We start from the raw sequence: 26,701 nt of genomic DNA, 5'->3' as shown, positions 1-26,701 counted from the left end.
CGTACGGAGAACACGCGAGGGCCCTCGTCGTGGGGGTTTCACCCCTCCGCCCCGTCCCGCCCTGTCCCACAACGGCCAACGTGGCGTACGAGTTGGGCCAACTCGCCGTCCATAACGGCCAACACGCGCGAAGCCTCACCCCCTCCGCGCGTGTTGGCCGTTGTCGTACGCCGGGTTGGCCCAAGTCGTACGTTGCGTTGGCCGAAGTCGTACGTGGCCAACCACTACCGTGACCCCATGACCAGGGCTCTCGTCCTCCCCGCCACCCTCGCCACCCTCCTCCTCGCCGCCCTGACCGCCTGCTCCAGCAGCGACCCCGCCAAGGAGAACCCCGCCCCGCCCCTGCCCACCTCAACCACCAGCCCCGCCCCCAGCACCCTCGCCGCACCCAAACCCCTCGCCAAGGACTGCGCGGAAGTCCTGCCCGCCGCCGAAGTCGACCGCGCCCTCGGCAAACCCCCAGGCGCCACCGGCGTCCGCTCCATCGTCGGCGTCCCTGAGCCCAAGATCGGCCGCACCGGGCGCCTCGGCTGCTACTACGCCCCGCCCTCCGACGTCCCGCCCCGCGACGCCCCGCCCGGCCAGACCCCCGGCACGCAGCTCGAACTGGGCCTGGCCGCCTACGCCGATGAGGCCGCCGCCCAGAAGCGGGTCCGGGCGACCGTCGAGACCGAGCGGGCCAAGGGCGCCGCCGTCAATGACCTCCAGGTCGGCTCGGACAAGGCGGTGTTGATTGTGGGGGAGAAGCAGCGGGTGCTGGTGTTCGCACTCGGCCGCAGCACCATCGCGTTGACCTTGGCCGCCGGTGTCGTGGCCGATGACCGGGCCGGGCCCGCGTTGGCCGAGCTGGCGGCCAAAACCGCCTCGGCGGCGCCGCGGTGACCTGGCAGACTGCCTACTCGTGTTGCGTATTGGGCTGACCGGTGGCATGGGGTCCGGCAAATCGACGGTGGCGGCTCGGCTCGCCGAGCATGGGGCGGTGGTCATCGACGCGGACCGGATCGCCCGGGAGGTGGTCGAGCCGGGGACCGACGGGCTCGCCGAGGTGGTCGCCGAATTCGGGGACGGGGTGCTCGCCGCGGACGGGTCGCTGGATCGGGCGGCGCTGGCCGGGATCGTGTTCCAGGATGAGTCAGCCCGGTTGCGGCTCAACGCGATCGTGCATCCCCGGGTCGGCGCCCGGACCGCCGAACTGATCGAGGCGGCCCCGGTCGACGCGGTCGTCGTCTACGACGTGCCGCTGCTGGTGGAGAACGGCCTGGCGCCCGGCTTCCACCTGGTGATCGTGGTGGACGCCCCGGTCGAGGAGCGGGTCCGCCGACTGGTCGGCTCCCGCGGCGTGCCGGAGCAGGACGCGCGCGCCCGGATCGCGGCCCAGGCCACCGACGAGCAGCGGCGGGCGGTGGCCGATGTGTGGCTGGACAACAGCGGACCGCCCGACCTGCTCCTGCCGGTGATCGACGCGCTCTGGACCGACCGCCTGGTCCCGTTCGAGGCCAACGTCCGGCTGCACCGCCGTGCCGACCGCGGCCCGGCCCGTATCGCCGACCACCGGCCCGACTGGCCAGCGGACGCCGAGCGCCTGATCAACCGGGTCCGGCTGGCCGCGACCGGGCGGGCGCTGCGGGTGGACCACATCGGCTCCACCTCGGTGCCCGGACTGGCCGCCAAGGACATCATCGACCTGCAGCTCACCGTCGGTTCCCTGGAAGACGCCGACGCGCTGGCCACCCCGCTGGCCGAGGCCGGATTCGCCCCGCTGTCCTGGATCGACCGGGACAACCCCAAGCCCAGCGACCCTGACATGACCCGCTGGCTCAAGCGCCTGCACGCCAGTTCGGACCCGGGCCGCGCGGCCAACCTGCACATCCGGGTCGCCGGGATGCCCAACCAGCGTTTCGCCCTGCTGTTCCGGGACTGGCTGCGTGCCCTGCCCGGCGAACTCGCGGGCTACGAGGCGATGAAGCGGGAGCTGGCCGAGCGCTTCGCGGACGATCCGACGGCCGCCGAGTACGCGGAGACCAAGGAGCCCTGGTTCGACGCCGCCTTCGAGCGGGCCAACCTCTGGGCCGAGGACACCGGCTGGTCCCCGGTCTGAGCTACAGCGGCGGCCAGATCTCGTACACCCCGCGGGAGGTCAGCCAGGCGCCCAGGTCGTGCCGGTGCCTGCTGATCTCCTCCAGGGTGCGGTGCACCACGCGCAAGGCCAGGTCGGCATCGGCCGAGCGCAGCACCTGACCGGCGACCGCGGCGGCGAACTCCTCCGAGCGCACAATGCGCGCGGTGGTCCCGCCCGGCACCGCCAGCCCGAGCAGCAGATCCGTCGTGCGCCACGCCCGGGTATCCCGTTGCACGCGTACGGCGGTCAGCACACTCGGGGCGGTCCGCGCATGGCGGGACCGCGGCCGGTAATGAGTCAACCGGAGACTGAGATCTGGCAGCAACCAGGTCACCTCGGCCTCAGCGAATGGATCTTCCGGAGTCCAGCACTCCGTTCGAAGACCCCACGGTTCCACCCGGCACTCGGAGAGTTCCCGGGTTGTTCCCGACGAATAACTGCGCACCGCGGTGAACGTGTCGACCACGTCGACCAGCTGCGGAGTGATGACCGCGCCCACAACCCCAGACAGTAGTGGGAGGGGTGCGAGCGGTGACAAGCCGGGTCGTTTCGTTACATCACAGCTGGTGAGCGATCCGGTATCGATCGAGTGAGACTGTGCAACACGCGACCAACGTCGGTTGACCGCGCTGACGCACGGCGACTAATGGGCTATTCGGTTCGCCAGGTCAGGGAAATGCCTTCGGTTGCCAGCCACTTCTCGGTCAAATAATCATATCGGGTGATGCCCTCGACCGCATGATGCACTGTCTGCAATGCCCGTTCGGCCGTTGGAGTGTTTATCAGACCGGCGTTGACCGCCGCCAGCAGTTCGTCGGTGTCCAGCACCTCCAGCCGCAGACCCGGGTACACCACGATGTCCAGGTAGTGGTCCACGCTGCGCCACACCCCGGGACCGCGCTCGACGTCGACGATGTCCAGGTAGAGGTAGTGCTCCCGGCACTGCTCCGGCCGGAAGCTCCAGTTCGACACCCGCAGCCCCAGTTCGGGCAGCAACCAGCTCTGCAGGTAGGTCATCTTCGGGTGGTCCACCACCGGCCGGGCCAGATACAGGCCGAACGGCTCGATCCGGTACTCCTCGACCCGCCGCACGAACCCCTTGGGGTCGGTGTTGGTCATCGCGGCGACGTCGAACAGCTCCACCTTCGGCGGATGGATGTGCGGGCTCTCGGCGGCTGCGCTCATCATGCCGCCATCCTGCCTAGAGCAGGTTGCGGATGATTCCGCTGACGGAACCAAACCTGTTACCCGATTCGGTGAACTTGACTGGGCAACCGCTCTTAGGATCCCGCCATGCCACCGGTGTGGGCCGGTGGCATGGCACTGGGGGCACACGCTTGTTCGGGATCATCAGACCTTGCCGGCACCGGCTGCCGGAACCCTTGCGCACCGCCTGGTGGGCGCACCTGTGCGGACTCTGCCTGGCCCTGCGGGACGCGCACGGGCAGCTCGCGCGCGCCGCCACCAACTACGACGGCCTGGTCATCTCCGCACTGGTGGAGGCCCAGCAGACCGGCTCCAGGGCCCGCAGGGACGCCGGTCCGTGCCCGCTGCGCGGCATGCGCGCGGCCGAGGTCGCGGTGGGGGAGGGCGCCCGGCTGGCCGCCGCGGTGTCCCTGCTGCTGGCCTCGGCCAAGATCGCCGACCACGTCACCGACCGGGACGGCCCATTCGCCACCCGCCCCGGCGCGCACGCAGGCCGCAGGCTGGCCGCCCGCTGGCACCGGCAGAGCACCGCCAGTGCCGAGGTGGTCGGGTTCGACAGCACGCTGGTGCTGGCCGCGATCGACCGCCAGCCCGGCCTGGAGGCCGCCGCCGGACCGGGCAGCCCGGTGCTGACCGTCACCGAACCCACCGAGACCGCCACCGCGGCCGCCTTCGCGCACACCGCGGTGCTCGCCGGCCGCCCGCACAACGCCGCCCCGCTGAGTGAGGCCGGCCGCCTGTTCGGCCGCATCGTGCACCTGCTCGACGCGGTGGAGGACCTGCGCGCGGACGCGGACAGCGGCGCCTGGAACCCGCTGACCGCCACCGGCACCGGCCTGGCCGAGGCCCGGCGGCTCTGCGACGACGCCGTGCTCGGCGTCCGGCTCGCGCTCACCGAGGCCGATTTCGCCGACGAGCGGCTGGTGCACGCGCTGCTCGCGCACGAACTGGACCACGCCGTCGAACGGATCTTCGCCCAGCAGCCGGAGGATCCGCCGACCGAGCCGTTCCCGATCCCGCCCATGCCGCCCGCCGAGGCCCCGCCGGAACAGGGCAAACGCCGCCGCTGGCCGTGGATCACCGGCTGCTCCGGCCTGGCCCTGGCCGCCTGCGGTGGCTGCGTGGCCTGCCTGCGGTCCAGCTGTGACGGCGGACTGCGCTGCAACACCGACGGCTGTCAGCGCTGCGCGGACGGCTGCGAGTGCAAGGACCTCTGTAACTGCGACAAGTGGACCTGCGGGTGCACCGGCAAGTCGTGTTCGAGCTGCTGCGACGGCAGTCAGTGCGCGAACTGCGGGAACTGCGGCGACAGCTGTGGCAACTGCGGCGGGGGTTGTCAGTGTCAGTGTTGAAAAAGGGGGACTGACCACATGTTCGGGATCATCCGGCCCTGCCGGCATCGATTGGACGAATCACTGCGCGCGGCCTGGTGGGCGCACCTGTGCGGGCTGTGCCTGGCGTTGCGCGACGACCACGGGCAGGTGGCGCGCACGGCCACCAACTACGACGGCCTGGTCATCTCCGCGCTGGTGGAGGCCCAGCAGAGCGGGGCCAAGGCGCGGCGCAAGGCCGGTCCGTGCCCGCTGCGCGGCATGCGCGGCGCCGAGATCGCCAACGGGGAGGGCGCCCGGCTGGCCGCGGTGGTCTCCCTGGTCCTGGCCTCGGCCAAGATCTCCGACCACGTGGCCGACCGGGACGGGATCTTCGCCGCCCGCCCGGTGGCCGGGGTGGCCCGCACCCTCACCGCCCGCTGGGCCCAGCGGGCCGGGCGCACCGGCGCTGACCTGGGCTTCGACACCGCGGTGCTGCTCGACGCGGTGCACCGCCAGCCCGAGCTGGAGGCCGCGGCCGGACTGGGCAGCTCGGTGCTCGCGGTGACCGAGCCGACCGAGACCGCCACCGGCGCCGCCTTCGCGCACACCGCGGTGATCGCGGGCAGGCCGCACAACATGCGGCCGCTGGGCGAGGCCGGTCGCCTGTTCGGGCGCATCGTGCACCTGCTGGACGCGGTGGAGGACCTGGAGCAGGACCGGGCCAACGGCGCCTGGAACCCGCTGCTGGCCACCGGCGTCGGCCTGGCCGAGGCGCGGCGGCTCTGCGACGACGCCGTGCTGGGCGTGCGCCTCGCGCTCAAGGAGGCCGACCTCACCGATCAACGGCTGGTGCACGCGCTGCTCGCGCACGAGCTGGAGCAGGCGGTGCGGCGGATCTTCGCCCAGGCCGATCCGCAGGCCCCGGAGCGGCCCGGCTCGCCGAACAAGCACGAGGCGCCGGAGACCAAGGGCAAGCAGCGCGGGCTGATCCTGGGCTGCGGGGTGGCCGCGCTGTCCTTGTTCACCTGCCAGACCTGCTGCGCCTCGGAGTACCACGACCCGTGGACCGGCGAACGCAAGGAAGGCTGGTGCCACCGCAACGAGTGCTGCGGAGACTGTGGCTGCAACGGGTGCGAGCAGGGTTGCTGCTGTGGCTGCCGCGAGGGCGGCTGCTGCGACAGTTGCGGCTGCGACTGCTCCTGCTGACCCCCGGGTTATCCACAGGGCGACCCCAGCCGCGAGTTATCCACAGCCCCGCGCGCCCGGGATCGCAGACTGTCGGTCCCTGCGCCTACAGTCGCAGACGTGGCTGAAGCACCCGTGATCGCGCACTCGCAGTTCCGTCCCGTCGGCGACATCGCCCGCGCCGACGGCCGATTCCGCATGGCCGCCGACTACCAGCCCGCAGGCGACCAGCCCGCGGCCATCGAGGAGCTGGAACGGCGGATCAGGGCGGGTGAGGAGCATGTGGTGCTGCTCGGCGCCACCGGCACCGGCAAGTCGGCCACCACCGGCTGGCTGGTCGAACGGTTGCAGCGGCCCACCTTGGTGCTCGCGCCGAACAAGACCCTGGCCGCCCAGCTGGCCAACGAGCTGCGCGAGTTCTTCCCGGACAACGCGGTCGAGTACTTCGTCAGCTACTACGACTACTACCAGCCCGAGGCCTACGTCCCGCAGACCGACACCTACATCGAGAAGGACTCCTCGACCAACGACGAGGTCGAGCGGCTCCGGCACTCCGCCACGATGAGCCTGCTGACCCGGCGGGACGTCATCGTGGTCGCCTCGGTGTCCTGCATCTACGGCCTCGGCACACCGCAGGAGTACCTGGACCGCTCCGTCCAGCTCAAGGTGGGCGACGAGGTCGTCCGCGACCAGCTGCTGCGCGCGCTGGTGGACGTGCAGTACACCCGCAACGACGTCGCTTTCGCCCGCGGCACCTTCCGGGTGCGCGGGGACACCGTCGAGGTGATCCCGGCCTATGAGGAACTGGCCATCCGGATCGAGTTCTTCGGCGACGAGATCGACAAGCTGTACTACCTGCACCCGCTCACCGGCCAGATCGTGCGCGAGGTCGACGAGCTGCGGGTCTTCCCGGCCACCCACTACACCGCCGGACCGGAGCGGATGGAGCGGGCGATCCGGGACATCGAGGCCGAACTCGCCGGCCAGCTGGCCAGCATGGAGAAGCAGAACAAGCTGCTGGAGGCGCAGCGGCTGCGGATGCGCACCGCCTACGACATCGAGATGATGCGCCAGGTCGGCTTCTGCTCCGGCATCGAGAACTACTCCCGGCACATCGACGACCGGCCTGCCGGATCCGCGCCCGCCACCCTGATCGACTACTTCCCGGAGGACTTCCTCCTGGTCATCGACGAGTCGCACGTGACGGTGCCGCAGGTCGGCGGCATGTTCGAGGGCGACGCCTCGCGCAAGCGGACCCTGGTCGAGCACGGCTTCCGGCTGCCCAGCGCACTGGACAACCGGCCGCTGAACTGGGAGGAGTTCTGCGACCGGATCGGCCAGACGGTGTACCTCTCGGCCACCCCGGGCCCGTACGAGATGGGACAGGCGCGGGGCGAGTTCGTCGAACAGGTCATCCGGCCCACCGGCCTGATCGACCCGGAGGTCATCGTCAAGCCCACCGAGGGCCAGATCGACGACCTGGTGCACGAGATCCGGCTGCGCGCCGAACGCAACGAGCGGGTGCTGGTCACCACGCTGACCAAGAAGATGTCCGAGGACCTCACCGACTACCTCCTCGAACTGGGCATCCGGGTGCGCTACCTGCACTCCGAGGTGGACACGCTGCGCAGGGTCGAACTGCTCCGGCAGCTGCGGCTGGGCGAGTTCGACGTGCTGATCGGCATCAACCTGCTGCGCGAGGGCCTGGACCTGCCCGAGGTGTCCCTGGTCGCGATCCTGGACGCGGACAAGGAAGGCTTCCTGCGCAGCGGCACCAGCCTGATCCAGACCATCGGCCGCGCGGCGCGCAACGTCTCCGGCCAGGTGCACATGTACGCGGACCGGATCACCGACTCGATGCGGCACGCCATCGACGAGACCAACCGCCGCCGGGAGAAGCAGACCGCCTACAACACCGCGGCCGGCATCGACCCGCAGCCACTGCGCAAGAAGATCGCCGACATCCTGGACGTGGTCTACGCCGAGGCCGAGGACACCGAGACGGTGGAGATCGGCGGCTCCGGCCGCAACGCCAGCCGCGGCAAGAGGTCCTCCGGCGGCCGCGGCACCAGCGGCGTGCTGGTCGACCGGGACGTCAAGGGCATGCCCAGGGCCGAGCTGGCCGACCTGATCCAGCAGCTGACCGACCAGATGATGAACGCGGCGAGGGAACTCCAGTTCGAGCTGGCCGGCCGCCTCCGCGACGAGATCGCCGACCTGAAGAAAGAGTTGCGCGGCATGGACGCCGCCGGAGTCCAGTGACCGGGCGCCACGTGGTGGTCGTCCCTGGCAGTTCCTTCGGCCCGTACGCCCCGCTGCTCAGGTTCACCGGTGACGCGGCGGAAGCACGAGGCGCCCAGCTCAGCGTGGTCGAGTGGGCCCCGGACGACTCGATCACGCTCGGCTCGGCCGCCAGGGCGGAGTTCGTGCTCGGCCGGACCGGGCAGGTGCTCGCGGACGCGGCGGCCCACGGCGGCAGCGTGCTGGTCACCGCCAAGTCCCTGGGCACCCACACCGCGAGCCTGGTCGCCGACCGCGGCTGGCCCGCGATCTGGCACACGCCGCTGCTCACCGATCCCGAGGTGCGCACCGCGCTGGCTCGCGCCACCGCCCCGTTCCTGCTCATCGGGGGCACCAGGGACCGCTGGTGGGACGGTGACCTGGCCCGGCGCCTCACCCCGCACGTGCTGGAGGTCGAGGGCGCCGACCACGGCATGTACGTGCCAGGCCCGCTGGCCGGCTCGGCCGCGGTACTGGGCCAGGTGGTCACCACAGTGGAGGAATTCCTGGACACCATCGCCTGGTAGCACAGGGAAAACCGGACCGATCACCAAGGCGCTCACCCGGGACAGTCGGCCCGCCGAGGGCCGGTCCGGCCCGCGTGCCACGCCATGGGGCGATTGGCAGGCCACGCCACGGGGCGGTCGGCTCGCGCATCGCGCTGCGGCGCGGGCGGCACGGCCCGGGAGTCGGGAGGCCCGCGGCGGTTCGCTCGGCCCAGGCAGCGCGCCGAGCGGGCGGCCACCCACTGGGCGACTACCCCGCGTGGTCGGCCGCCGTCCCGCACGACGAGCTTGACCGTCCGGCATGCCCAGCCGGCGCGCCCGGCGAGCCCGACCGTGCGGCGAGCCCGCCCGACAAGCGCGCCCGCCCGTCTGGCTCGACCGACCGGCCCGCCTGCCCGATCATCCAGCCCGCCCGACCGCCCGACCGCCCGGGATCGACAAGCCCGCCTGCCCGACCAGCGGGCCCGACCAGGCCCGTCCAGCGCACCCGACCCGCGGGCGCTACCTCAGTTCCGCGATCAACTCCGTGGCCTCCCGGATCCCCAGCGGATGCCCGCGCTCCTCGAACACCGCCAGCGCCGCCCCCGCCGCCTCCCGCGCCCCCACCACCACTCCCCGTGCCCGCCGCACCAGCGCCACCGCCTGCCACGCCCACCCCGCCAACAGCCCGAACCCGTGCCGCCGGGCCACCAGCAGCGCGTGCTCGGCGAGTTCCTCCGCCCGGGAGTGCTCGCCAAGGGCGAGGCGGGTGAGGGCGAGTTCGGTGCTGACGGTGACCTCGCCGAAGCGGAAGTGGGCGGCGCGGAGCATGGTCAGGGCGCGTTCGCCCTGTTCGGCGGCTTCCTGGTGGCGGTGGAGCAGGCGGAGGGCCTGGGCTGCGGAGTTGAGCAGTTCCATCGAGATCACGCCCAGGCCGGCCTCGCCTGCCACCTGGTGGCCCAGCAGGCTCAGCCGCAGGGCGCCCTGGTGGTCCTGATGGACGTTGCGTTGCTGGGCCAGGCCGCGCAGGGCCATGCACTCCACGTAGGCCATCTGGAACCGGGCGCCGAAGTCGCGGGCCTCGGTGTTGGCGGCCTGCGCCTCCTCGTACCGGCCGAGTTCGTGCAGGGCGCAGCCGAGTTCGATCATGCCGAAGGACTCGGCCAGCGGGGACCTGGCGGCGCGGCCGAGGTCCACCGTGCGGGTGGCCAGCTCCAGGCAGGTTTCCAGGTCGCCGCGGGCGTAGGCGACGCCGGTGAGTCCGGACAGGACCAGGGCCTGGTTGGCCAGGTCGTCGATCTCCTCGAACACGCGCAGCGCCCTGGTGTGGTGCTCCTCGGCCTCGTCCAACTCGCCGCGGTCCCAGCGCAGCAGGCCCAGGACGTGCCGCACGCTGGCCTCGGAGCCGACCATGCCCAGGGCCCGGTAGCCGGTGAGGGCGGCCTGGGCGTGTTCCTCGGCTCGCGCGGCTTCGCCCAGGCTCCAATAGGTTTCGCCGAAGATGTCGTGCAGCACGGCCTCGGCGAGGGGGTTGCGTTCGGCGGTCGCGGCGGCCAGGGCGGCGGTGACCGCGCCGATCCAGCCGGGCAGCAGGCCGCGGAAGGTCATGGCGCAGCCACGCAGGGCGTCGGCGAGCAGCCAGGCGCCGTCATGCGGGCCGTGTTCGGCGGCGTGGTGGATGGCGGCGATCAGGTTGGCGCGTTCGTCATCCAGCCAGGCCATCGCCTCCTCGGTGCTGGCGATCGCGGGCGGCTCGCCGCTCTCCTCCACCCAGCGCGCGGTGCCCACCAGCTGGGCCAGGCCCGGTCCGAGCAGGTCGACCGCGGCGCCGGCGTGCCGCAGGTACCAGCCGATCAGGCCGCGCACGGCCCGGTCCCGCTGCTCCTGGTCCAGTTCGGCCTCGATCCGCTCCCGCGCGTACTGCCGCAGCAGGTCGTGACACCGGTACCGGCCGGGCCCGGACTGCTCGACCAGGCTGGCCGTGCGCAACTCGGCCAGCCGTTGCCGGGCTTGCGACTCGCCGATCCCGGCCAGCGCCGCCAGTGCGGGCGTGGTGAGGTCGTCGCCGGTCATCAGGCCGAAGCAGGCGAACACGTGCGCGGTCTCCGGTTTGAGCGCGCGGTAGGACAGCCCGAAGGTGGTGCGCACGGCGGCCTGTTCGTCGCCGTGCACGGTCAGCCTGCCCATCAGCCCGTCCGCGCCCAGCTCGGCCACGAACCCGGCCACCTGCTGTTCCGGGTGCACCGCCAGGTCAGCCGCGGCGATCCGCAGCGCCAGCGGCAGGTGCGCGCAGCGCTGGGCCAGTTCGGCGGTGGCCGCCGGATCGGCCGCGGCGCGGGCCGGGCCGATGATCCGGGAGAGCAGCCGCACCGATTCGGCGGCGGGCAGCACGCTCAGCGTCAGGGTGTGCGCGTCGTCGAAGGCGGCCAGCCCGCGCAGCGCGTCCCGGCTGGTCACCACCACCGCGCAGCCCGGCGTGGCCGGCAGCAGCGGGCGGACCTGGGCCACGCTGCTGGCGTTGTCCAGGATGATCAGCACCCGGCGTTCGGCCAGCAGCGAGCGGAACAGCCCGGCCTGCTCGTCCAGGTCGGCTGGCACCCGTTCGGCCCGCACGCCCAGCGCGCGCAGGAACCTCGCGAGGGCCTCGGTCGGGCCCAGCGACGGGCCTTCGGCGTAGCCGCGCAGGTTGACGTAGAGCTGCCCGTCCGGGAACCGATCCCGCACCTGGTGCGCCCAGTTCACCACCAGCGTGGTTTTGCCGACGCCCGCGCTGCCGGTGACCGTGCCCAGCACGGTGGTCTGTTCCGGGTCGGCGAGCAGCTGGTCCAGCCAGGCCAGCGCGGTCTCCCGCCCGGTGAAACTCCCGGTGGCCGGCGGGAGTTGCCGCGGCACCACCAGTTCGGGGCCGGGTGGTTCGGCTTCGGGCAGCAGCAGGCCGGGGTCGCCGGTGAGGATGCGCTGGTGCAGTTCGCGCAGCTCCAGGCCGGGTTCGATGCCCAGCTCGGCCCGCACCACGGTCCGGGCCTGCCGGTAGGCGGACAGCGCTTCGGCCTGCCGCCCGGAGCGGTACAGCGCGAGCAGCAGCCGCGCCCACAGCTTCTCCCGCAGCGGGTCCTCGCCGATCAGCCCGCGCAGCACCGCGGTGGCGCTCTCGTGCGCGCCGGTGGCCAGCAACGCCTCCACCCGCACGTCCTGCACCTGCCAGCGCGTCTCCAGTGCGGCGGTGGCGGCGGCGCGGGCCAGGTCGGTGTCGAGTTCCTCGAACGGCTGGCCGCGCCACAGTTCGAGCGCCTCACCGGTCAGTCGTAGCGCGATCTCCGGGTTCCCCGAGTGCAGCGCGGTGCTGGCGGCGTCGAGCCGCTGGCCGAGCACGTCCAGGTCGAGCGCGTCGGCCGGCAGGTCCAGCCGGTAGCCGCCGGGCTGGCTGGCGATGCGCAGGTCGGGGTGCAGCTGACGGCGCAGCTCCCAGACGTAGGTCTTGAGGTTGCCCGGCGCCGAGCGCGGGGGCGTCTCGCCCCAGACCGCGTGCACCAGTTTCTCCACCGACACGGTGGTCCCGGCGTGCAGGGCGAGGGTGGCCAGCACCAGCCGCTGCTTGCGCGCGGGCAGGTGCACCAGTTCCTGATCCGGTCCTCGCGCCGCCAGCGGACCGAGCACGAGCAGCAGCATCCAGCCCCCCGGTGGACTCCGCTGGACCGGCGCTGGACCGGTCGCGGACATCCTGTTCTTGGTTCGGCACGGCGTTCACCCGGCCGCGGGTCAGCGCCTCAGCCGAACCAGCCTAGGCGTGTGGGCGTCGCGACCGGGGGTGTTGCACAAGATCTCCGATGCCGGGCAACGGCGAATCGGCGGGCGGAGGGGCCTCCACCCGCCGATTCCGCGTGTCAGCTGGTGATGTCCTTGGTGGCGAACCGGCGGGCGGCCAGCAGCAGGAACACCGTGCCGTAGACCAGCGCGGAGAGCACCCCGCTGGCCATGCCGGTCCAGTCGATGTCGGTGCTGAGCAGGTCGGACCAGGCGAAGGAGTAGTGCGTGGGCAGGTAGTTGCGCAGGCTGCCCAGGTCGGTGATCTGGTCCAGGATCTGGGAGACGATGGAGACCAGCGCGGCCCCGCCGACCGCGGACAGCGGGGCGTCGGTGGACACCGACAGGTACAGCGCGAGTCCGGCCACCCAGAACAGGTGGATCATCAGGTACACCATGGCCAGCGCGAGCGCGGTGAGCCCGTCGGACAGCGCCACCGACTCGCCGGTGGGCGTGACCATGTCGCCGCCGCCGTAGAAGATCAGCCCGACGATCAGCGCCATGCCGGGCAGCACGATCAGCCCGGCCACGGCCAGGATGCCGGACACGATCGCCTTCTGCCGCAACAACCTGCCGCGGGGCACCGGGATGGCCAGCAGGTATTTCAGGCTGGACCAGGATGCCTCGCTGGCCACGGTGTCGCCGAAGAACAGCGCGACCACGACCACCAGCAGGAAGCTGGCGGAGGCGAACAGCGCGAACATGACGAAGTTCTGCCCGCTGGCGGTGGCCAGGTCGACCAGGCCGCCGGAGCGGCGCGCGTTCTGGCTGGCGCCCAGCTCGAAGGCGATCAGCAGCACGATCGGCAGCACCGCGAGCAGCCCCAGGGTGACCTGGGTGCGCTTGCGCCGCAGCTGCCGGGCCAGTTCCACCCGGATCGGCAGCGTGCGGGAGGCGCGGTAGCCCTCGATGGAGCCGTCCGCGGCGATCTTGCGGTCGGTCAGCGGGTGCGTCACGGCCGTGGTTTCCTCGCTCACTGCACGGTTTCCTCTCCCACGAGCTGGAGGAACGCGTCCTCCAGCCGTCGCCGCGGCCCGACCTGTTCGACCGCGACCCCGGCGTACACCAACGCGTTCACCGCGACCGACCGCGGCAGCGCGCCGAGGTCGGCGTGCACGGTGGCGCCGTCGGCGCTGACCTCGCCGATGCCGTCCACCGCCTTGAGCGCGACCACGGCCTCCTCCGGGTTGTCCACCCGGAAGCTGACCTCGCCGCCGCCGGCCACGATCTCGGCCACCTCACCTTCGGCGACCAGCCTGCCGCGGTGCATGACGACCACGTGCGAGCAGGTCTGTTCGACCTCGGCGAGCAGGTGGCTGGAGACGACCACGGTGCGGCCGGTCTCGGCGTAGCGGCGCAGCACATCGCGCATGTGGTGGATCTGCGGCGGATCGAGGCCGTTGGCGGGTTCGTCGAGCACCAGCAGGTCGGGCAGGCCGAGCATGGCCTGGGCGATGGCCAGCCGTTGCCGCATGCCCTGGCTGTAGGTGCCGACCTTGCGCCGCACCGCGGTGCCCAGGCCGGCGATCTGCAGCGCGTCCTCGAACCTGGCCTCTTCCAGGGGGCGGCCGGTGGCGGCCCAGTAGAGGTGCAGGTTGGCGGTGCCGGACAGGTGCGGCAGGAAGCCGGAGCCCTCCACGAACGATCCGGTGCGGGAGAGCACCGGCGCGCCGGAGTGCACCAGGTGCCCGAACACCCTGATCTCGCCTTCGGTGGGCTGCACCAGGCCCATCAGCATCCGCAGCGTGGTGGTCTTGCCCGCGCCGTTGGGCCCGAGCAGGCCGAGCACCTGTCCGCGTTTGACCTGGAAGGACAGTCCGTCCACCGCGGTCAGTTTGCCGGGGTAGGACTTGGTGAGGTCGCGGATGTCCAGCGGGGTGTCCAGCAGGTCAGGGTCGATGTCGTCGGCCCGGCGGCGGCGGATCGCGCCGATCACGGTGGCGATCAGCGCGACCAGCAGCACGCCGCCGATCCCGGCCAGGGTGCCCCAGGGGACCACGCTGGCCGAGCGCTGACCGGGCACCACCGGCACGGCGAGGGCGTTGTCCCCGGCCAGCCCGATCCGGTACACGGCGGGTTCGACGCTGGGCGCGTACGCCTGGTCGGTGGTGGCCGCGACGACCATCAGCTTGTTGCCCTCGGCGATCGGCCGGACCACGCCGGGCAGGGTCACGGTGACCTCCACCGGGCTGCCGTCCTGGGGCAGGTCCTTGACCCGGATCGGGGCGACCGCGCCACCGGCCAGGGTCCGCTGGCCTTCCTTGGCGACCTCGTAGAGCTTGACGAAGAGCACCGCCTCGCCAGGGTTGGGCTGTCCTGGCAGGCCGCTGATCTTGAGCCGTACCTGCGGCGCGCCCGCGATCAGCACCTGTTCGGTCATCGCGGCGGTGCCGAAGGCGGCGAACTGGCCTGGGATGTCCACCGCGAGTCCGGTGGCCAGCGCGGAGGAGCCGCTGCCGCCGCCGACCCGGCCGCTGAGTCCTGGCACCGCGCTCAGCGCCGCCGGGTTGCCGCCCGCCGGGTTGAGCACGGGCTGGTCCGGGCCGTTCAGACCGAGTTTGCGCTGCTCGGTGGGTGTGTTGCGCTCTCCGGCCAGACCGGGGTAGTTCGAGGCGGACACGGTGCGCACCGCCGGTGCGCCGGTGCGCCGGAAGGAGCCCTGCACCGCGTACTCGAACTCGGTGCCGGGGTCGCTGCCGCGGTTGGCCAGGTGGAAGTCGAACCACTGCCCGATCTCGGCGCGCAGGGCCGGTCCGGGCGCGCCGCCGTCGTGGCCTCCGGCGTACCAGACTGTTTTGACCTTGCCACCGGCCGCGGCGATCTGGCGGGCGTTGGCATCGGCCTGGTCCAGGCCGAACAGGGTGTCCGCCTCGCCCTGGACGATCATCGACGGCACGGTGATCCGGTTGGTGACGCTGGCCGGGGAGGAGCGTTGCAGCAGGTCCACGGTGGCCTGGGAGGCGCGGCCGGTGGTGGCCGCCTCGCGGTAGGCCGCGCACACCTCGGGCCGGAACCGGCCGCAGGTCAGCTCCGGTCCGCCCGCCGCGCGGCCGCCCTGACCGCCCGCGCCCTGCTGGCCGCCGCCCTGGTTGCCGGGCTCGGTGGCGCCGCCGGGCAGCGGTTCGGGCTGGGTGCTGGTGCTGGTGCCGGGTTCGGGTGCCTCGCCGCGGGGTTCGCCACCGGCCACCGAGGCCGGGCCGAGTCCGGCGGAGAAGAACAGGCCGGCCCAGGTGCGCTTGAACACCCCGTCCGCGCCGAAGGCGCCCGCGGCGGGCGTGGTCGCGCTCAGCGGCGAGGTGGCGGCGGCGTTGGGCAGCAGGGCCTGGGTGAGGTCGTTCCAGGTGATCACCGGCGCGATCGCGTCCACGCGGCGGTCGTACCCGGCCAGCATCAGCGCCAGCGCGCCGCCGTAGGAGCCGCCGGTGACCCCGACCTTGGGGTCGTTGTCGGCGTCCTTGAGCACCTCGGGCTGCCGGGAGAGCCAGTCGACGAGCTGTTTGGCGTCCTCGACCTCGTACTCGGGCGCGTTCAGCGCGATCTGGCCGGTGGAGGCGCCGAAGCCGCGCGCGGAGTAGGCCAGCACCACGAACCCGCGCTCGGCCAGCTCCCGCGACTCCTGCGCGACGCTGTTCTTGTTGCCGCCGAAGCCGTGCGCGACGATCACCGACGGGGCCGGGGTGCGCTCGGGCAGGTAGAGCGTGGCGTCGAGCTGCACTGGCTCGTCCTTGCGCGGGCCGTCCACCACGTCGAGCTTCAGCTCGCGTTGGCTGACGGCGGGTTTGACCTCGTCACGCTGCGACCACCAGAAGCCACCCGCGGCGATCAGCAGCAGGGCGACGATGGCGAGCAGGGACCATTTCCTGCGGGCACGGGAGGGCCGGGACACCTCGCCAAGTTATGCCAACGATGGTGACGGGAGTGTGTGGCCGAGCCGAATCGGTATAGATCCGGTGTCCAGCGGGAAGCCGGAGAACTGTGGGTTTCACGCAGGGCAGAAGTGGATCACCGGGTGATCAGTCCGGTGAGGTCCTCGGCGTGCTCGACCCGGGGTGGTTCGCACAGGTGCTCGCTGACCGCGTCCCGCCACCGCAGGAACGCCTCGGAGCGGTAGAAGTCCTCGGTGTGGGACTCCAGCGTGGCCCATTCGCTCAGCAGCACGAACCGCTGCGGCGCCGAGGTGCACCGGACCAGCCGCGCGGAGTGGCAGCCCGCCGCGGCGAGCAGTTCGGGCAGCGCCTTGTCCACCGCGATCAGGAACTCGGCCTCGGCGCCGGGCACGACCAGCAGTTCGGTGATGGTCAGGATCACGGCGCACCGGCCGGATCGAAGAGTTCGATCACCGGCGGTTCGGCCAGCAACGCGGCCAGTTCCCCTGGCCAGTGCCGGTCAGGCGGAGCCGAACGGGTGATCGTCTCCCATTCCACCAGCAGCACGAACCGGCTCGGGTTCTCCACCCCTCGGGTCAGCCGGGCCGAGACGCACCCGGGCTCGGAGAGCAGCCCACGTACCGTGACCTCGGCGAACGCGGTGAACCGCTCCGCTGTCTCCGGTCGGAGCAGGAGCTCGGTGATCTCCAGCACCATGCAGGGGATCTTTTCACCCCAAGGGGGTCTGAGACAGTGCCTCGGATCACCCCTACTGGTGGACTTCAGGGTGCACATGAGAACGTTACACCGCTTGGAGGGGAGTATTCCTTCGCGGCGACATCGTCATCACGGCCGTCCCCAGTGACGTCCCGGTGCCGTCGACCGGCCTTGTGTCCGGTGGAAGAGACCTCCGGTCAGTGGCGTGTGTCTGTGGCGTGTGCCCATGAACCGGAGGTGAACTGTGCTCGTCCCCGCTTGGCTGTGGATCGCGACTGTGGTCGGACTGCTGGCCCTGATCGCTATCGACCTCGTGATCGTCGACCGCAAACCGCACGAGGTGACGGTCGGCGAGGCTTCCCGCTGGGTCATCTTCTACGTGGCCGCCGCGGTGCTCTTCGGACTAGGGCTCTGGTATTTCTCCGGGTCCCAGTACGCCGGGGAGTTCTTTGCCGGCTACATCACCGAATACTCGTTGAGTATCGACAACCTGTTCGTGTTCGTGATCATCATGAGCACGTTCGCGGTGCCCTCGATCCACCAGCACAAGGTGCTGCTCATCGGCATCCTGCTGGCGCTGATCATGCGCGGCGCGTTCATCGCGGCCGGCGCGGCGCTCATCGAGCAGTTCAGCTGGATCTTCTACATCTTCGGCGGCTTCCTGCTGTTCGTGGCCTACAAGCAGGCGCGACAGGGTGAGGGCAACGAGGAGGAGTTCAAGGAGCCCAAGCTCGTCGGCTTCGCCCGCAAGGTGCTGCCGGTGACCAAGGACTACGTGGGCGCCAAGTCGTTCGTGAAGATCGACGGCAAGCGCTGGGTCACCCCGATGTTCATCGTGATGCTCGCGATCGGCCTGACCGACCTGCTCTTCGCGGTCGACTCGATCCCGGCGATCTTCGCGCTGACCAAGGAGCCCTACCTGGTCTTCACCGCCAACGCCTTCGCGCTGATGGGCCTGCGGCAGCTGTACTTCCTCATCGGCGGCCTGCTCAACCGGCTCGTCTACCTGCACATCGGCCTGGCGGTCATCCTCGGCTTCATCGGCGTCAAGCTCGTCTTCGAGGCACTGGCAGGCAACAACCTGCCGTTCCTCAACGACGGCCAGCCGGTCGCCTGGGCGCCGCACATCGGCATCGAGATCTCGCTGCCGTTCATCATCGGCGTGCTGATCATCACCACCGTGACCAGCCTGCTCAAGACCCGCAAGGACGCCCGTAAGGACGAGGCGACCGCGGCCAAGTAGTTCCGGCAAGGCTCGAGGGAAGGTCCTCCGGGCGGGTAGCTTGGCCCGCATGCGCCCGGAGGATCTTCCTTTTCTGCGAGTTCCCGGAATCCCGGCCCTGCACGGCGACACCCTCGTGGTGGCCGTGTCCAGCCCGGACCTGCAGGCCGACGCCTATCGCGGCGGCCTGTGGCGGGTGCCGCTGACCCCGGATGGCACACCCCGGCGGATCACCGGCGGCCGCGCCGACACCCAGCCCCGGATCTCCCCGGACGGCCAGTGGGTGGCCTTCCTGCGGGTGGCGGGCGACTCCGGCACCGCGGCCAGACCCCAGCTCTACCTGCTGCCGGTGGCAGGCGGCGAGGCCGTCCGGCTCACCGACCTGCCGCTGGGGGCCGGAGTGCCCGTCTGGGCGCCGGACTCGCGCTCACTGACCTGGACCGCCCGGGTACCCGAACCGGGCCGCTACGGGACCACCGCGGGCGTCGGACCGGAGGCCGAGGCGCCCCGCCGGATCACCCGGCTCAGCTACCGCTTCGACGGCATCGGCTTCATCGGCGACCGCCCGGCCCAGGTGCACGTGGCCGGGTTGCCCGGCCCCGACGGCGTGCCCAGCCCGCCGCGGCGGCTCACCGAGCTGACCGTGGACGCCGCCGATCCCAGCTTCACCCCGGACGGGCGGCACGTGCTCTTCACCGCCCAGCGCGCACTGGGCGCCGAGGGCGACACGCTGTACACCGACGTCTACGCGGTGCCGGTGTCCGGGGGTGAGCCGGTGCTGGTGGTGCGCACCGCGGGCACCGCCGAGTACCCGACCGCCGAGGGCGACACGGTCTACTACAGCGGCGAGCACTTCACCGGCCGCGCGGTCGCGCTCAACCCCGGCCTGTGGTCGGCCCCGCTGAGCCTGTCCGGTGAGCCGGGGGAGCCACTGCGGCTGACCGACACCGAGACGGTCGCGGTGGAACGCGCGCCCGGCCCGCCGGTGCCGGTCGAGGGCGGCGTGCTGGTGCCGGTCGCGCACCGGGGCGCGGTGCAGCTCCGCCTGGTGCCCACCGGCGCCAAGGAAGCACTCCTGGACGAGCTGCCGCTGCTGGCGGGTGAGGACGCCGCGGTGCTCGGTTTCACCGCGCACGGCGGCCGCACGGTGGCCGTGGTGTCCACTGTGGACGATCCGGGTGAGCTGGTCCTGCTCGGCGAGAAACCGGTCACCCTCACCGCGTTCAACGCCGAAGCCCGCGCCAAGGGCCTGCTCGGCTGGCAGGAGATCAGCACCACCGCGCCCGACGGTTACCCGGTGCACGGCTGGGTGATGCTGCCCGAGGGCCCCGGCCCGCACCCGGTGCTGCTCAACATCCACGGCGGCCCGTTCCGCTTCTACAGCCGCGGCTTCTTCGACGAGGCCCAGGTCTACGCGGCGGCCGGGTACGCGGTGGTGCTGGGCAACCCGCGCGGCTCGGCCAGCTACGGCCAGGCGCACGGCGCGGTGCTGGCCGGCCCCGGCTTCGGCACCGTCGAGGACACCGGCGACCTGCTCGCCCTGCTGGACGCGGCACTGGAACTACCCGGGCTGGACGCGGACCGGGTGGGCGTGATGGGCGGCTCCTACGGCGGCCTGATGACCGGCATCCTGGCCGCCAAGCACGGCGAGAGGTTCGTGGCGGCCTGGAGCGAACGCGCGCTCAACGCCTGGGACTCCTTCGTCGGCTCCTCCGACATCGGCTGGTCCTTCGCCAACGACTACTGCGCGGACGAGGAGACCCAGCGCCGCAGCAGCCCGCTGACCTACGCCGGGCAGATCACCATCCCGTTCCTGATCGCCCACTCCGAACAGGACTGGCGCTGTCCCCTGGAACAGGCGCAGCGGATGTTCGTGGCCCTGCGCCGCAACGGCACCCCGACCGAGATGCTGCTCTTCCCCGGCGAGGGCCACGAACTCACCCGGGGCGGCAGGCCGCAGCACCGGGTCCAGCGTTTCGAGGCGGTCCTGGAGTGGTGGTCCCGCCATTTGGGCTGATAGGGGCGTCGCGCCTGGTCCGAACGGGAAATTCCCTGGCCCGGACCCGGTGCCGTCCCGCAGGCTCTTGTCATGACATGGACGGTGCGCCAGGCAGAACCGGCGGATGCGGCGGAGATCGCCCGTATCAACGTGTTGAGCTGGCAGTACGCCTATCGAGGCATCGTCGCTGACGAGCTGCTCGACCAGATGAGCCCGCAGCGCCGAGCCCCAGGCTGGGAGACCTGGCTGAGCAGGCCGGGAGCGGACACGGTGTTCGTCGCCGAGGACCGCACCGGCCGGATCGGCGCGTACTGCGCGGTCCGGGAGACCGAGGAGTCAACCGGAGAACTGATCGCCCTCTACGGCGACCCGAGAATGTGGGGCACCGGCGCGGGCCGCGCGGTCCACCACGCCGGCCTGCGCCACCTGGCCGCCCTCGGCCACACCCACGCCGAGCTGTGGGTCTTCCAGGCCAACATGCTCGCCCGCAACTTCTACCGCGCCCACGGCTGGCGCCCCGACGGCACCACCGGCACCGACTGCCTGCAAAACCAGGAAATCCCCACCTGCCGCTACCGCCGCCGCCTCCCCGCCCACCTCCCCCGCACCGCCTAACCCCCAACGGCCAACACTCGAACCACACCGAGTGTTGGCCGTTGTCGTACACCGAGTTGGCCGTTATGGACGGTGTGTTGGCCGTTGTTGTACGCCGAGTTGGCCGTTGCGGGCGGGTGAAGCCCGGAGAACGGGCAGCGGGGCTGAATTTCCCCCGCCTTCGCAACAGAAGCGAAGATCAAGAAAGGATGGCCTCGCCGGCCGGGCAGACCACCGGAGGGGTGGGGCAGATCAACACCCGGGATGAGCAGGTTGCGGGGCGGGGATTGGGCTGCCGGGGGTGGTTCCAGCGTGGCTCCGAGGGCTCGCGTGTTCTCCGTACGGCCTTCCGCCAGCCAACCACACCTCACCGAGCGGCCCCCGTTGCGGATTCGTGGGCAGGTGGCGGCGGGTTGCAGGGGCCGCTCGGTGAGGTGTGGTCTGCATGCTCCAGGCCGTACGGAGAACACGCGAGGGCCCTCGTCGTGGGGTTTTCACCCCAACCCCACCCTCTGCCCCGTCCCACAACGGCCAACGTGGCGTACAACGTCGGCCAACTCGGCGTCCATAACGGCCAACTCGGCGTACGACAACGGCCAACACGCGGGGAGGGGGTCAGTCGAGGAGGGTGTAGTTGAGTTCCTCGCAGATTCGGGCCAGGGGCAGGTCCAGGCCCGGGTGGTCCAGTGGCAGCAGCACGTCCGGGGCGATCGGCAGCGCGCTCATGCCTGGTGGGTCCCACAGGCAGATGGCTGGATTGCCGGTGTCCATCGAGGATCGGTACCAGAGGCCGTCCAGCTCTGGATAGGCGGCGCGGATCGCGCGGGCCCAGGCCTGTGTGCGGTCCTTGGGGCCGGTGCTGATCGACTGGGAGGCGCCTGCCCGGGTGGGCCACAGGCCGGAGAGGTCCAGTAGGCGCAGGGTGCGGCGGGGGCGCAGCACCACCAGGTGCGGGCTGCGGGTGCGCCGGTCCACCGTCGAGGTCGCCTGGTAGACCTCGGCGACGCTGGTGCGCACGGACAGGCCGAAGTACAGCACGCCGTGTTCGTGGGTCTCGATCGGCCTGCCGTCCAGGGTGGCCGGGTGCGGGTCGAACCGGGCGTGGGGCAACGGTCCGGCGTACCGGAAGGAGTTCCACCGCTGAGGGTGGGTGCCGCCCGCGGCGAAGATGCGCACCAGACGGGTCGCGCGATGTACGGCGACGACGTCCTCGGTTCGGCGCAGCAACGCTTGCAGCGCAGCCGGAGTCGGCGGCGGAGGAAGCCGGGCCAAGTCGTGTGTCCTGTTCGCTGGTCTCGCGTGAAGTCGCTTACCTGGGTGGTCTCAGTGGACCGTCAGGCCGGCGTCCCCAGCGTCGAGGCCAGCGTCGCGACCCGGCGCGGGTCACCACCGGCAAGCAGCCAGTCGCGGGGGGAGGTCGGCCGGTCGCCGAGCAGCAGGTCCTCCTGGGGGGTCGTCATGAACGCCGCGACCACCATCTGGGGCTGGTCGGCAGGCACCTTCGCCAGCACCATACCCAGACCGGGCAGCACCCCGCTGTCGGTGAACTGCCAGGCGGGCAGTCGCCAGCCGCCGCGGTCCTTCCAGCCGGTGAGCCTGCCCGCGCTGACCCGGTGCCGGATCCGGCTGGTGTCCACGCCCACCCGTTCGGCCGCTTCGGCCACGGTCATCGCCGAGTCGCGCAGCACCGCCTGGGAGGCCACCGCCTTCGCCCTCGGGTCGCGCTCGCCGTCGGCCCGCGGACTCAGGTCGACCCCGACCGCGGCCAGCGCGGCGCGCTGATCTGCGGAGAAGTAGGCCCCGGGGTCCGGGTGCGGCGGCGCCAGCTTGCGTGCGGCGTCCTCCACCAGGGACAGGAACTCGGTGGCGGTGACCCGCAATCCGGCTCTGGCCAAGACATCCTCCAACGCAATGCTCATGCGCACAGAGTAGCTCATCTGTGCGCAAACGTGCGCTTTCGTAGCTGAGGAGAACTAGTTTCCTAGGCCAACCGTGTGTGGGTAGATCACAGTCCGTACACGGATCCTCGTGGGAAAGTCACACATCTTGTCAGGGTCCCATGACCTGCGGTGATCCCGCGGTCACAACTACGTGACGGCGCACCCGACCGCCCATGACGCGGGTGTGAGAACGCTGTTGGGTACCCTCGCCCGGAGTAGCAGCGCCGCCAGAAGTTCGGGGTGAGGGACATCTCCAAGGTCAACATGTCAGCATCGAATGCCGCGCCCGCCTGGCGACTGCCAGCCGTGGTCGCCCTGATGCTGGCCGCGGGATTCGGTGTCATCACGCTGTTCAACATCGGCAAGGCGTTCTACTACCTCGACCTGCAGGTCTACCGCGCGGGCGGCCTGACCTGGCTGAACGGGCTGAGCCTGTACGAGCCGAGCTTCCCGCGCCCGTTCACCCTGGACTTCCCGCTGCCCTTCACCTACCCGCCGCTGGCCGCGGTGCTGTTCGCGCCGGTGGGGCTGCTGCCGTTCTGGGTCAGCGCGGTGCTGTTCGTGGTGGTCAGCCTGCTCGCGCTGTTCGGCACCGGTGCCATGGTCGGCCAGCGCCTCGGCCTGGACCGCCGCAAGGCCTGGTACATCGCCTCGGCGGTCGGCCTGGTCTGCGTGGTGCTGGAGCCGATCCGCGAAACGCTGATGTTCGGCCAGGTCAACCTGATCCTGATGGTCATGATCGCGGCCGACTGCCTGCTGAAGAAGACCCCGTGGCCGCGCGGCATGATGATCGGCCTGGCCGCCGCGATCAAGCTCACCCCGCTGGCCTTCCTGCTGTTCTTCCTGGTGCGGTTGCAGTGGAAGCCGATGTTCGTCGCGGTCGGCTCCTTCTTCGGCTTCGGCGCCCTGGGCTTCCTGCTCTCCCCCGGCAACTCCATGCAGTACTGGTTCCAGACCCTGACCGACCCGGGCCGCATCGGCTCGCCGGTCTACGCCACCAACCAGTCCGTCCGCGGCGTCATCTCCCGCCTCGGCCTGGACTCCACCGTGCTCTGGGTGGCCCTGGTCGCGGTGATCGTGGCGGTGACCGCGCTGGCGGTGTACCGGCTGCGCGCGGCGGACCAGGACCTGCTGGCGCTGCTGCTGGTGGCCACCGCGGGCCTGCTGGCCTCCCCGGTGTCCTGGTCGCACCACTGGGTGTGGATCGGCCCCGCGGTGGTGTTCCTGGTGGTGAAGTTCACCCAGAACGCTGACGCCAGGGGCCGGTTGCTGGCGATCGGGCTGCCGGTGGCGGTGATCTTCGGCATCGGCGGGCACCAGCTGGTGCCCAAGGAAGCCGATCGCGAGCTGAAGTGGACGCTGGGCGAGCAACTGCTCGGGAACAGCTATGTGCTCGTGGCGCTGGTGTTCATCGTGGCGGGGTGCGTCTACGCGCTGCGGCAGGGCACACCCGCCGCGCCCTCGCCGGTGCAGGTGGATCCGGCCCGCGCCGCCTAGCGAGCCGCCGGACTTCTCCGCTGACGGCGGGGCGAGCCTTCCCTGGCTCGCCCCGCCGTTGCGTCAGCGCAGTCCGTTGTCCAGCGCCGTGGTGAGGCTGCCGGTGTCCCCGGACATCTCCCACACCATCGCGCCCAACAGGTTCTTGCTCTTCAGCCAGGCGGTTTTCTTGCCGATCGACCAGGCGTCGTCGAAGCTCCACCACTGGCCGTTGTTGCCGGTGTAGCCGTAGGTGGCCACCGACTGTTCGTCGTGGTAGATCGTCATGCCGGGCACGCTGGCGATCAGGTTGCTGTAGCCCCTGGTGCCCGCCTCCTCGGCGAACTGGCCCGGCGCGGCCCCGTTCGCGGCCTGCCACTCGCCCTTCTTGCCGCCGTCGATCACCTGTTGCCAGCCGCGGCCGTAGTAGGCGAAGCCGATGGTGAGCTTGCGGGGGTTCACCCCGGCGTTGAGGTAGTGGTTGACCGCGTTCTCCACGCTGAAGTGGACGTTGTACGGGTCCTCGGTGTCGGTGTACAGGTTGCCCTGGTGCCCGGCTCGCTTGGGCTCCCAGGAGTTGTCGCTGCCCGCGCCGTGGAAGTCATAACCCTGGACGTTGGCCATGTCGAGGTACTTGAAGACGTGGTCCGGGCCGGAGATCTCCCAGCCGGCGTCGACCTTGGCCGGGTCGGCCGGGGTGAACGCGGTGAGCTGGTACTGCTTCTTGTTCTGCTGGCCCAGCGCGTCCAGCTGCCTGCGGAACTCCGCGACCAGCAGGGTGTTGTTGCGCTTGTCGTTCGGGCTGATGTGGTTGCCCGCGTGGCCTTCCGCGCCCGGCCACTCCCAGTCCAGGTCGATGCCGTCGAAGATGCCCGCGGCCGAACCCGCGCCGCCCGCGCCGTTGTAGGTCGGCAGATTGCCCCTGATGTAGATGTCCAGGCAGCTGGTGACGAACTTCTTGCGGGCCGCGTCGGTCGCGGCGACATCGGAGAAGTACTTCGAGTAGGTCCAGCCGCCCAGCGAGATCAGGATCTTCAGGTGCGGGTGCTTGGCCTTGAGCTTGCGCAGCTGGTTGTAGTTGCCGCGCAAGGACTCCCAGCCGGTGTCGGCCACCCCGTCCACCGACTGCCCGGCCGCGAACGGCCTGCTGTAGTCGGCCTCGGCGTCGCCTGCCCCGTCACCCTGGTTGGGGTCCTGCGGGTTGGCGCTGGTGCCCTTGGTGACGCCCTGCAGACAGGTCAGGTTGACCGGGTCGATGTTGGCGAAGGCGTAGTTGATGTGGGTCAGCTTGGCCGCGGCGCCGGTGGTGTCCAGGTTGCGCACGAAGTACTGGCGGCCGTAGATGCCCCACTGCACGAAGTACCCGACCCTGGCGTAATTGCCGCCGCCGACCAGGTCGTCGGTGGTCACCGCGACCTCGGCGCTGGCCGCGGACAGGTTGTCGTAGTTGTCCCGCGCCCGCACGGTGAACCGGTACGCCGTGCTCGGCGACAGACCGTCCACAGTGGACGAAGTGCCGCTCACGGTCGCGGCATATACACCGTCGCGATATATGTCGTAGTTCGCGATACCCGAGTTGTCGGTGGAGGCGTTCCAGGCCAGCGCGACACTGGTCGAGGTCTTGCCGGTGCTGCGCGGGTTGCCGGGCACGCTCGGCGGCTGGGTGTCGTCGCCGGGATTGTTGGTGCGCACGGTCACCGCGGCGCTGGCGGGGGAGAGGTTGCCCCGGGTGTCGCGGGCCTTGACGGTGAAGGAGTAGTCGGTGTTCGGCGTCAGTCCGGCCACCGTGCCCGAGGTCCCGGTCACCGACACCAGGGCCGGTCCGCCGGCGATCTCGTAGCCCGCCACCGGGAAGTCCCCGGCCACCGCCGCGGTCCAGGCCAGCGTCGCGGTCTTGGTGGTCTTGCCGGTGCCGCGCGGATCTGTCGGCGCCGCCGGCCCGCGATCGGCCGCGCCATCGCACTTGTTGCCGTTGATCCGGCAGTTCGCGGGCGCCCCGGATCCGTTGAGCTGGAACATCGGGCTGTACGGCTCGGTGTTCGCGCCGCCGTTGACCCGGGCGTTGTAGTGCTCGTTGTCGATGGTGACGTGGTTGCCGGACACGGTGGACTTGCCGTACCAGGTGTTGCTCAGCGTGGTGCCGGCGGGCAGATCGAACTCGATCTTCCACCCGGTGATCGCCGCGGTGGTCGGATTGCCGACGATGTACTTGCCCTGTTTCCAGGACCCCATGTCGGCACTGGAGAAGGTCGCGGTCAGTCCGGGCGCGGCGCTGGCGGCCGGGGCGAGGGCGGTGAGTCCGAGCAGGGGCAGGAGCAGCAGGGTCGCGCCGGCGGCGAGGACACGGCGGCCCCGGGACAGCGCGGAGTTGATCCTGGGCATGGTTCTCCCTCACAGGGATTCGGGGCGCTCGGCGGAGCACTCCGGCAGAACTGAAGAACCAGCGGCGGATCGGAATTTTCCCGACGTTGCACCGAAGTTAGGGCGATTGGCCG

General features: G+C 71.1%; 20 protein-coding genes. 10 read left to right on the top strand and 10 right to left on the bottom strand.

The annotated features are described in order from the left end of the window. Positions 1-237 precede the first annotated feature (237 nt). Both ACTOWY_RS02460 and coaE read left to right on the top strand, forming a co-directional pair. On the top strand, positions 238-882 hold the full coding sequence (locus ACTOWY_RS02460; protein WP_441307952.1) for a hypothetical protein: 645 nt from the start codon (positions 238-240) through the stop codon (positions 880-882). Positions 883-901: 19 nt separating this feature from the next. Then, the gene (gene coaE, locus ACTOWY_RS02455) at positions 902-2,098 is read left to right on the top strand and encodes a dephospho-CoA kinase (protein WP_441307951.1); all 1,197 of its coding nucleotides are present in this window, start codon (positions 902-904) and stop codon (positions 2,096-2,098) included. A gap of 1 nt (position 2,099) precedes the next feature. On the opposite strand, the gene ACTOWY_RS02450 is transcribed toward coaE, so the two are convergent. After that, complete coding sequence (locus ACTOWY_RS02450; RefSeq protein ID WP_441307950.1) at positions 2,100-2,354, bottom strand: hypothetical protein; 255 nt, start codon at positions 2,352-2,354, stop codon at positions 2,100-2,102. A gap of 416 nt (positions 2,355-2,770) precedes the next feature. Next, the gene (locus tag ACTOWY_RS02445; protein WP_441307949.1) at positions 2,771-3,307 is read right to left on the bottom strand and encodes a DUF402 domain-containing protein; all 537 of its coding nucleotides are present in this window, start codon (positions 3,305-3,307) and stop codon (positions 2,771-2,773) included. 194 nt (positions 3,308-3,501) lie between these two features. Here ACTOWY_RS02445 and ACTOWY_RS02440 point away from each other — a divergent pair, with 194 nt between their 5' ends. From ACTOWY_RS02440 to ACTOWY_RS02425, 4 genes are all read left to right on the top strand, one after another. Beyond that, positions 3,502-4,677: a DUF5685 family protein gene (locus tag ACTOWY_RS02440; RefSeq protein WP_441307948.1), complete on the top strand. Its 1,176-nt coding sequence runs from the start codon at positions 3,502-3,504 to the stop codon at positions 4,675-4,677. An 18-nt stretch (positions 4,678-4,695) separates the two neighbouring features. Continuing rightward, entirely contained in the window at positions 4,696-5,844 is a 1,149-nt protein-coding gene (locus ACTOWY_RS02435; protein WP_441307947.1) for a DUF5685 family protein, read from the top strand. Positions 5,845-5,943: 99 nt separating this feature from the next. Next, on the top strand, positions 5,944-8,085 hold the full coding sequence (gene uvrB, locus ACTOWY_RS02430; RefSeq protein WP_441307946.1) for an excinuclease ABC subunit UvrB: 2,142 nt from the start codon (positions 5,944-5,946) through the stop codon (positions 8,083-8,085). Continuing rightward, the gene (locus ACTOWY_RS02425; RefSeq protein ID WP_441307945.1) at positions 8,082-8,630 is read left to right on the top strand and encodes a hypothetical protein; all 549 of its coding nucleotides are present in this window, start codon (positions 8,082-8,084) and stop codon (positions 8,628-8,630) included. Before uvrB ends, ACTOWY_RS02425 begins: the two co-directional genes overlap by 4 nt. Before the next feature lie 480 nt (positions 8,631-9,110). Here the strand turns inward: ACTOWY_RS02425 and ACTOWY_RS02420 are convergent, their stop codons facing one another. From ACTOWY_RS02420 to ACTOWY_RS02400, 5 genes are all read right to left on the bottom strand, one after another. Beyond that, the gene (locus ACTOWY_RS02420; RefSeq protein ID WP_441307944.1) at positions 9,111-12,257 is read right to left on the bottom strand and encodes a BTAD domain-containing putative transcriptional regulator; all 3,147 of its coding nucleotides are present in this window, start codon (positions 12,255-12,257) and stop codon (positions 9,111-9,113) included. Between the two features lie 215 nt (positions 12,258-12,472). Next, positions 12,473-13,369 (bottom strand): ABC transporter permease, encoded by an 897-nt coding sequence (locus tag ACTOWY_RS02415; RefSeq protein ID WP_441307943.1) that lies wholly within the window; start codon positions 13,367-13,369, stop codon positions 12,473-12,475. Beyond that, a complete protein-coding gene (locus ACTOWY_RS02410; protein WP_441307942.1) occupies positions 13,366-16,278 on the bottom strand; it encodes an alpha/beta fold hydrolase in 2,913 nt (970 codons plus the stop codon). The genes ACTOWY_RS02415 and ACTOWY_RS02410 overlap by 4 nt, the downstream gene beginning before the upstream one ends. 116 nt (positions 16,279-16,394) lie before the next feature. Further along, on the bottom strand, positions 16,395-16,700 hold the full coding sequence (locus ACTOWY_RS02405) for an antibiotic biosynthesis monooxygenase family protein (RefSeq protein WP_247757797.1): 306 nt from the start codon (positions 16,698-16,700) through the stop codon (positions 16,395-16,397). Continuing rightward, positions 16,697-16,975, bottom strand: coding sequence for a putative quinol monooxygenase (locus ACTOWY_RS02400; protein WP_185007617.1), 279 nt, complete (start codon positions 16,973-16,975; stop codon positions 16,697-16,699). Before ACTOWY_RS02400 ends, ACTOWY_RS02405 begins: the two co-directional genes overlap by 4 nt. A 244-nt stretch (positions 16,976-17,219) precedes the next feature. Between ACTOWY_RS02400 and ACTOWY_RS02395 the strand changes: the two genes are divergently transcribed. From ACTOWY_RS02395 to ACTOWY_RS02385, 3 genes are all read left to right on the top strand, one after another. Continuing rightward, complete coding sequence (locus ACTOWY_RS02395) at positions 17,220-18,218, top strand: TerC family protein (RefSeq protein WP_441307941.1); 999 nt, start codon at positions 17,220-17,222, stop codon at positions 18,216-18,218. Positions 18,219-18,267: 49 nt separating this feature from the next. Continuing rightward, entirely contained in the window at positions 18,268-20,214 is a 1,947-nt protein-coding gene (locus ACTOWY_RS02390) for a S9 family peptidase (protein ID WP_441307940.1), read from the top strand. 72 nt (positions 20,215-20,286) lie between these two features. Beyond that, positions 20,287-20,811, top strand: coding sequence for a GNAT family N-acetyltransferase (locus tag ACTOWY_RS02385; protein ID WP_441307939.1), 525 nt, complete (start codon positions 20,287-20,289; stop codon positions 20,809-20,811). A 594-nt stretch (positions 20,812-21,405) separates the two neighbouring features. Here the strand turns inward: ACTOWY_RS02385 and ACTOWY_RS02380 are convergent. Further along, on the bottom strand, positions 21,406-22,062 hold the full coding sequence (locus tag ACTOWY_RS02380; RefSeq protein ID WP_441307938.1) for an RES family NAD+ phosphorylase: 657 nt from the start codon (positions 22,060-22,062) through the stop codon (positions 21,406-21,408). Positions 22,063-22,124: 62 nt separating this feature from the next. After that, the gene (locus tag ACTOWY_RS02375; RefSeq protein WP_185007607.1) at positions 22,125-22,709 is read right to left on the bottom strand and encodes a DNA-binding protein; all 585 of its coding nucleotides are present in this window, start codon (positions 22,707-22,709) and stop codon (positions 22,125-22,127) included. Between the two features lie 285 nt (positions 22,710-22,994). On the opposite strand from ACTOWY_RS02375, the gene ACTOWY_RS02370 reads away from it, so the two are divergent. Beyond that, positions 22,995-24,227, top strand: coding sequence for a glycosyltransferase 87 family protein (locus tag ACTOWY_RS02370; protein ID WP_441307937.1), 1,233 nt, complete (start codon positions 22,995-22,997; stop codon positions 24,225-24,227). Between the two features lie 63 nt (positions 24,228-24,290). Here the strand turns inward: ACTOWY_RS02370 and ACTOWY_RS02365 are convergent, their stop codons facing one another. Beyond that, positions 24,291-26,588, bottom strand: coding sequence for a glycosyl hydrolase family 18 protein (locus ACTOWY_RS02365; RefSeq protein WP_441307936.1), 2,298 nt, complete (start codon positions 26,586-26,588; stop codon positions 24,291-24,293). Positions 26,589-26,701: the final 113 nt, after the last annotated feature.

The organism is Crossiella sp. CA198 (assembly GCF_052078295.1).
Taxonomy (GTDB): Bacteria; Actinomycetota; Actinomycetes; order Mycobacteriales; family Pseudonocardiaceae; genus Crossiella.
The sequence above is the reverse complement of the archived record's forward strand: the minus strand, read 5'-3'. Positions and strand labels throughout refer to the sequence as shown.